This window comes from Halomicronema sp. CCY15110 (assembly GCF_016888165.1).
Classification (GTDB): Bacteria; Cyanobacteriota; Cyanobacteriia; order Phormidesmidales; family Phormidesmidaceae; genus Halomicronema.
This window is the reverse complement of record NZ_JACSWC010000283.1, coordinates 1-6,193: the sequence shown is the minus strand read 5'-3', so window position 1 is coordinate 6,193 and position 6,193 is coordinate 1. Positions and strand designations below refer to the sequence as shown.

General features: G+C 51.6%; 6 protein-coding genes. 2 read left to right on the top strand and 4 right to left on the bottom strand.

Translation table 11 applies throughout. The annotated features are described in order from the left end of the window. Positions 1 to 260 precede the first annotated feature (260 nt). Positions 261 to 1,118, top strand: a complete 858-nt coding sequence (locus JUK32_RS12010; RefSeq protein WP_204139098.1) for a hypothetical protein — start codon at positions 261 to 263, stop codon at positions 1,116 to 1,118. A 144-nt stretch (positions 1,119 to 1,262) separates the two neighbouring features. Continuing rightward, entirely contained in the window at positions 1,263 to 1,559 is a 297-nt protein-coding gene (locus JUK32_RS12005) for a YggT family protein (protein ID WP_204139097.1), read from the top strand. A 128-nt stretch (positions 1,560 to 1,687) separates the two neighbouring features. On the opposite strand, the gene pstB is transcribed toward JUK32_RS12005, so the two are convergent. The 4 genes from pstB to JUK32_RS11985 all read right to left on the bottom strand — a co-directional run bounded on the left by pstB (position 1,688) and on the right by JUK32_RS11985 (position 5,628). After that, positions 1,688 to 2,503: a phosphate ABC transporter ATP-binding protein PstB gene (gene pstB / locus JUK32_RS12000; RefSeq protein ID WP_204139096.1), complete on the bottom strand. Its 816-nt coding sequence runs from the start codon at positions 2,501 to 2,503 to the stop codon at positions 1,688 to 1,690. Positions 2,504 to 2,546: 43 nt separating this feature from the next. Beyond that, the gene (gene pstA / locus JUK32_RS11995) at positions 2,547 to 3,467 is read right to left on the bottom strand and encodes a phosphate ABC transporter permease PstA (protein ID WP_204139095.1); all 921 of its coding nucleotides are present in this window, start codon (positions 3,465 to 3,467) and stop codon (positions 2,547 to 2,549) included. After that, positions 3,467 to 4,411, bottom strand: a complete 945-nt coding sequence (gene pstC, locus JUK32_RS11990; protein ID WP_204139094.1) for a phosphate ABC transporter permease subunit PstC — start codon at positions 4,409 to 4,411, stop codon at positions 3,467 to 3,469. The genes pstA and pstC overlap by 1 nt, the downstream gene beginning before the upstream one ends. Positions 4,412 to 4,605: 194 nt before the next feature. Next, positions 4,606 to 5,628 carry a PstS family phosphate ABC transporter substrate-binding protein gene (locus JUK32_RS11985; protein ID WP_204139093.1) on the bottom strand — a complete coding sequence of 341 codons (1,023 nt, stop codon included), beginning with the start codon at positions 5,626 to 5,628 and terminating at the stop codon, positions 4,606 to 4,608. Between the last annotated feature and the right edge of the window lie 565 nt (positions 5,629 to 6,193).

Sequence of the window (6,193 nt, the reverse complement as noted above, 5' to 3'; positions counted from 1 at the left end):
AGGATTCTCCATCTCGATGACCCCATGTTTTCTGGCAGCATCCTACTACAACATGACTTGTGTGTACTTAGTAGCTCCCTAGGGGAGAAAGGCTTCAAATCCTGATGCCCTGAGGAGAAGCATTGCAAATGCAGAGGACTCTGCAAAAAAAAATCAACGTTTCCTCGAATTCACGTTGCTACCATCATCGCTGTCTCCCCGCTGGTCAGATTGGGCATATTAAACCTGACTCTGTGTTCTTACTGATGTGAAGCGTGATCATGATAGGCAAGAACGTTAGCTTTCTCGGGATCTTATTGTTGCTGGGGTGTGGTGCATCCGTTGAACCGCCCACCTCAACCGCACCAAGTTCAGAAACTCCCGCCGCTGCTGCCACGACTGAGGCAAATTCACCATCAGAGGCACCAGCGGCAAATCCTGACGCGACGACGGCAGAACCCGCTAGTTTGATGCCTGATCAGTATTGCTATTTTGGCGATAACGAACTCATCACCGGGGCCGTACGGCTAACTGTAGACGGGTCGGGACAGGTGGACGGCGACAGCGTGGTGTCGATTCATAACGATGAAACCGGCTACTACTCTTCTTTTGCACAAAACTTTGCCGGTAATCTGGTCGGCGATCGCGCAGCCTTAGCCATTACCACTTGGATTGAGTACGACCGCCAAGCCATGGATGAGACCTGGCAGGTGACATCCGATGCGCTCACGATGAGTAACGGTGATGTCTTTTTTGCCGCAGACTGTGACGACTCGACAGTGACCCAATACTTCATGGGGCCTGCGGGTATCGATAGCGCCACGCTGATGGCCGATTTGCCCCCAGCCCAACGGGTTGAATTTGCCCCTGGCACTAGCCAAGCAACGCTAGAAAATTCCGTAGTCAGGGGCGATCGCGACGTCTATTTACTCGGTGCCCAGGGCGGCCAAAGCATGATTTTAGACATCTACTCTTTAGAAGACAATGCCGTCTTTGATCTGATTTCCCCGAGTGGCATGATCATGACCCAAGAGGCGACCAGCGAGTCGCTGCTGTTGCCGCAAACTGGCGATTATCGACTAATCGTTGGCGGTACTCGGGGCAACGCCACCTACACGCTGGATGTGGCGATCGAGTAATCAACATCACGGGGCTCTCTTTTGGCCTGGCAGTGTAGGGCAATCTTTCCGGCAGCAAATCCCAGGAAAATCTAGCAGGCAACGTCTTATCCGATTTAGGATAGATGTAATCGTTCTACTGCATTGTTTTGCTAGCAAATTGCCATGTCTGACCTATTGACCCTGGATCATTTCGCAAACTGGATTTTGAGCCCGCTGCTGGCGATTTACACGCTGCTATTCATCGTGCGGATTGTCCTGACCTGGTTTCCCGAGGCCGATGGCGATCGCTTCCCGTTCAACCTGGCATTCTGGCCCACGGAATTTTTGCTAGTGCCCGTACGCAAAGTCATCCCCCCGTTTGGGGGAGTCGATATTTCACCGATTGTTTGGGTCGGCATTACGACCCTGCTGCGCGAGGTACTGCTGGGTCAGCAAGGGCTTTTGCGGATGTTGGCCTAAGAATTCGACTCAGCCATGTCCTCTGCTATTTTCTGCAGGGGACAAATGCTTTCTAGACATCTGAATTAAAACAATCCACCGGGACACAATTCAACTACAACAGCTTTCTAAATAGCCCATTTTAGGTCTTAGCCAAAACGGCCCGAGACATAGTCTCTGGTCGCTTCGTTCTGAGGGTGCTTGAAAATATTTTCAGTGGCGTCGTACTCGACCAAATAGCCGACTTTGCTACCCGAATCGGTGGCTTCGGCATTGTAAAAGGCCGTTTTATCAGATACGCGGGTGGCCTGTTGCATGTTGTGCGTCACGATAATGATCGTGTAGTTCTCTTTGAGCTGGTGCATGAGTTCCTCAATCTTGAGGGTCGAGATGGGGTCTAGTGCTGAGCAGGGCTCGTCCATTAAGATCACCTCGGGCGCGATCGCGATCGCGCGGGCAATGCAAAGCCGCTGCTGTTGTCCCCCAGAGATCGACAGTCCACTCTCTTTCAGCTTGTCCTTAACTTCGTCCCACAAGGCAGCCCCCCGCAGCGAGCGTTCTACGAGCTCATCCATGTCGCCTTGGTAGCCATTAATGCGCGCGCCAAAGGCGATATTGTCGTAAATGGATTTCGGGAACGGGTTGGGTTTTTGGAACACCATCCCCACGCGCCGACGCAACTCCGTCGGATCAACCCCTTTGCTGTAAATATCCTCACCGTGAAAGGTAATCCGCCCATCAATGTGAGCCCCAGAGATTAGGTCGTTGAGGCGATTGAAGCACCGCAACACCGTACTTTTGCCGCAGCCAGACGGGCCAATGAAAGCGGTGATCTTATTGACCGGAATCTCCAAGTTGACCCCACGGACTGCCTTAAAGGCACCGTAGTAGTAATCAGTATTGTCAACCCGAAAGATACTCTGCTGTTCGGTGGCAGTACTAGCGAAGGATTGTTCAGATTGCATGGGAATCACTCTCTTAAAACAACGAGTCTTAAAATAACTGGGGCTAGCGGGAACTTTGGAATCGGTTGCGGACGAAAATCGCCGTGGCATTCATCACCAGCAGCACAATCATCAGCACAATAATGGCCGAAGCCGCGATCGCATGGAACTCTTCTTGAGGCCGACTCACCCAGTTGAAAATTTGAATCGGCAAAGCTGTAAACGCTGGCTCTTGCAACCCTTCAATCGTCAGCGTCGGCGCAAAGGGCACGAACGCTGCGGCCCCGACCACAATGATGGGCGCGGTTTCGCCGATGGCTCGTGACAACGCCAAAATTGTCCCCGTCATAATGCCAGGAATTGCCAGCGGCAGCACGTGGGTGCGCACCGTTTGCCAGCGCGTTGCGCCCAACGCCATGCCTGCCATCCGAATACTATCGGGCACCGATTTAAGCGCCTCGCGGGTCGCCACAATGATCACCGGCAAAATCAACAGCGCCAGGGTCAATCCCCCCGACAAGATGCTGCGTCCACCCGTGATAAACCCAAAAAGTCGACCGAAGGCGAACAAACCTAATAGACCATAAATGATCGAAGGCACCGCCGCTAAGTTGCTAATGTTAATCTCAATAACTTGAGCAATCTTGTTGTCTTTAGCAAACTCTTGCAAGAAGATACCTGTGCCAACGCCAATGGGAATCGACACTGCCGCTGTAATGATCAGCAGAATAATCGAGCCCAAGAAGGCGGGCCAAATACCGGCCTGCTCTGGCTTACGAGATGGTGGAGAAACCAAAAAATCGAAACTCAGATTGGGAATGCCCTGAATCAGAATTCCCGTCACTAGAACGGCCAAAACGACAATACCCGACAGCGTCGCCATCCAGCTAATAATCTGGAAAGCCCGGTCAATCTTGTAGCGCTTCTGCAATTGAGGCTGATAGTCGCCGCTGTTAGACTTAGCTGACTTTTGAGGGGAGACCATTATTCGTACTTCTCCTGATACTTACGCACAAACCAGTAGCTGATGAGGTTCAGCACTAGCGTGATGACAAACAGCGTCATGCCCACTGCAAACAGCGTTTTGAACGCAATTGAACCGTAAGGAGCATCCCCTTTAGTCACCTGCACAATAAACGCAGTCATCGTCTGAATCGAGACCCGGGGATCGAGCGTCAAAGTTGGACTTTGTCCTGCTGCCAACGTCACAATCATGGTCTCGCCCACGGCTCTGGACACGCCCAAAATGACGGAAGACACAATACCCGATAGCGCGGCGGGTAACACGACGCCGGTAATTGTCTCGCGTTTCGTGGCCCCTAATGCATAGCACCCTTGTCGCAAGCTACTCGGCACGGCAAAGATGGCATCTTCGCTCAGGGAGGCGATCGTCGGCAAAATCGCAAATCCCAGTACGAAGCCGGCGCTCAATGCATTAAAGACTTGCATATCAGGAATGAAGGAGCGCAAAACGGGGGTTACCAGCAACAAGGCAAAGTAACCAAAAACGACCGTCGGCACCCCTGCCAAAACCTCCAAAGCTGGCTTTAGGAAGGCTCTTGCCCTTCTAGGAGCATATTCACTCAGGCACACTGCCGACAGTAAGCCTAAAGGAATAGCAATTAACAAGCCAATGGCAGAAGTCAGGAATGTGCCGCAAAGTAGAACGATAATGCCGAACTCAGGATTGGCAAATAGAGGCGTCCAACGGGTCGCAGTGAAAAACTCGATCGGGGAAACTTCGAGGAAGAACTCGATCGTCTCGAATAACAGCGTAAAAACGATGCCAAAAGTGGTGAGCACCGACACCATGGCGAACGCCCCAAACAAGATCACCACAGCTTTCTGCGACATCTTGCTGGCGGCACGATTGGGTTTCCAGAGATCGCTCTGGCTACCCCCTGCATCAGGGAAAACACTTTGAGTCATAGCAACTCTTTGAATATGGGCCTAAGCGTGGACAAGCACGCAGCTGCCTTCATAAAATCAACCGAAGCAGAAGTATCAAAGATTAAAAGGCAGCGGATTGATACTGGCTGAGCCATTAAAGCTTCTGTTGAGAGATAGGGAGGATATTTTGCAAGTATCCTCCCCACCTCGTCAACAAATCTCAGCAGATGAGATTACTCAGCGGTGGATTTGATTTCGCCACCTTTTACCGCAGCCAGAGAGGCTTCGTACAAATCACCAGAAAGCGGCACATAGCCAGTATCGGCGACGAACTGCTCATTTGCCGGGTCTAAGTAGAAGTCCACAAATGCCTGGACGGCAGGATCTTCTTCATATGCCGTCGCATTGACGTAGATGAAGAGGGGGCGCGAAAAGGGTGTGTACTCACCTGCCAATACGGTTTCTGGACTGGGGGAAACACAATTTCCACTACCATCGTCAATCGCAACCGATTTCATCCGATCTTGGTTCTCGAAGTAGTAGGCAAAACCGAAGTAAGCAAGTGCATTAGTGTCACCTTCTACACCCTGTACCAAGACGTTATCGTCTTCACTAGAGGTGTAGTCGCCGCGGCTAGCTCCTCCTTCGCCATTCACCACCTCGGTGAAATAGTCAAAGGTACCGGAGTCAGTCCCCGGACCGTAAAGGATTAGCTCAGCATCAGGGAAGCTCGGATCTACCTGATTCCAATTGGTAATCGTGCCCTCAGCTTCCGGCCCCCACATGGTGTTGAGCTGCTCAAGGGTCATGCAGACCGCCCAGTCATTGTCATTATTAACAACAACGGACAGCGCGTCAGTGGCCACCGGCACCTCGATCATTTCGATGCCATTTTCAGCGCAGTTATCGATTTCTTCTTGCTCGACACCACGAGAAGCATTGGAAATTTGGGTCTCCCCGGCACAGAATTTCTCAAAACCGCCGCCAGTACCGGAAGCGCCGACCGTAATCCGCACCCCCGGATTCGCAAGCTGGAATTCCTCAGCCATGGCTTCAGAGACTGGAAAAACGGTACTGGAGCCGTCAACAGTAATCGAGCCCTCTAGCTCAGAACCGCCGTCAGTAGCTGCTGCGGTTTCTTCACCACCACCTTCAGCAGTCGTATCAGCGGTATCTGTAGCAGCACCACAAGCCACGACGCTACCCAGCAAAGCAGCCAATGACAAAGAATACGCAAATTTCTTGACCGATATCATCTCTAAATCTCCCTCACGTTCGATTATTAGATTTCGCACGTTGTTCGCTGGCATACTACCGAGCTGACGTAAAGGACAGGTTAAAGAATCAGATTTTCTGGCCGATTGGATGCAAAATTATTGGCTTTTGCGCAGGAGCGTCAAGTTTTTCTGCTGAGTTGACTGGCTGGTCCGGATTTTTGTTTAGGCTTGGAAACCATACTCGGAAAGACTTGCACAACAGTGATAGCAGCTACAGAGCAGCGCAACTGCTAGGCAAGTCCATTTTTTCTGTTTAATTATATTTGCCCCGTAGTGACGGAAAGAGTTCTACCCAAGCATAGGAGCCAGTCTGCCAGTTACCGCAACCTGCCAGGAGGTTGGCCGACTTTGAGACCGCCCCGCTTGGCATCGCCAAAGTCTTACCCGTGAGCTTTGAGTGTTGCCTGTAGCGCTTTGCGATATCAGCGAGGACTGTTCTGATCGGAAAATTGATGGTAGGAGCAATGGTAAGTAGCTGGGCCTAATTAAACGATAGCCTGGTGGCTGATTTCGACTCCGCTCAATCAGCGATATTGCTTGGCAG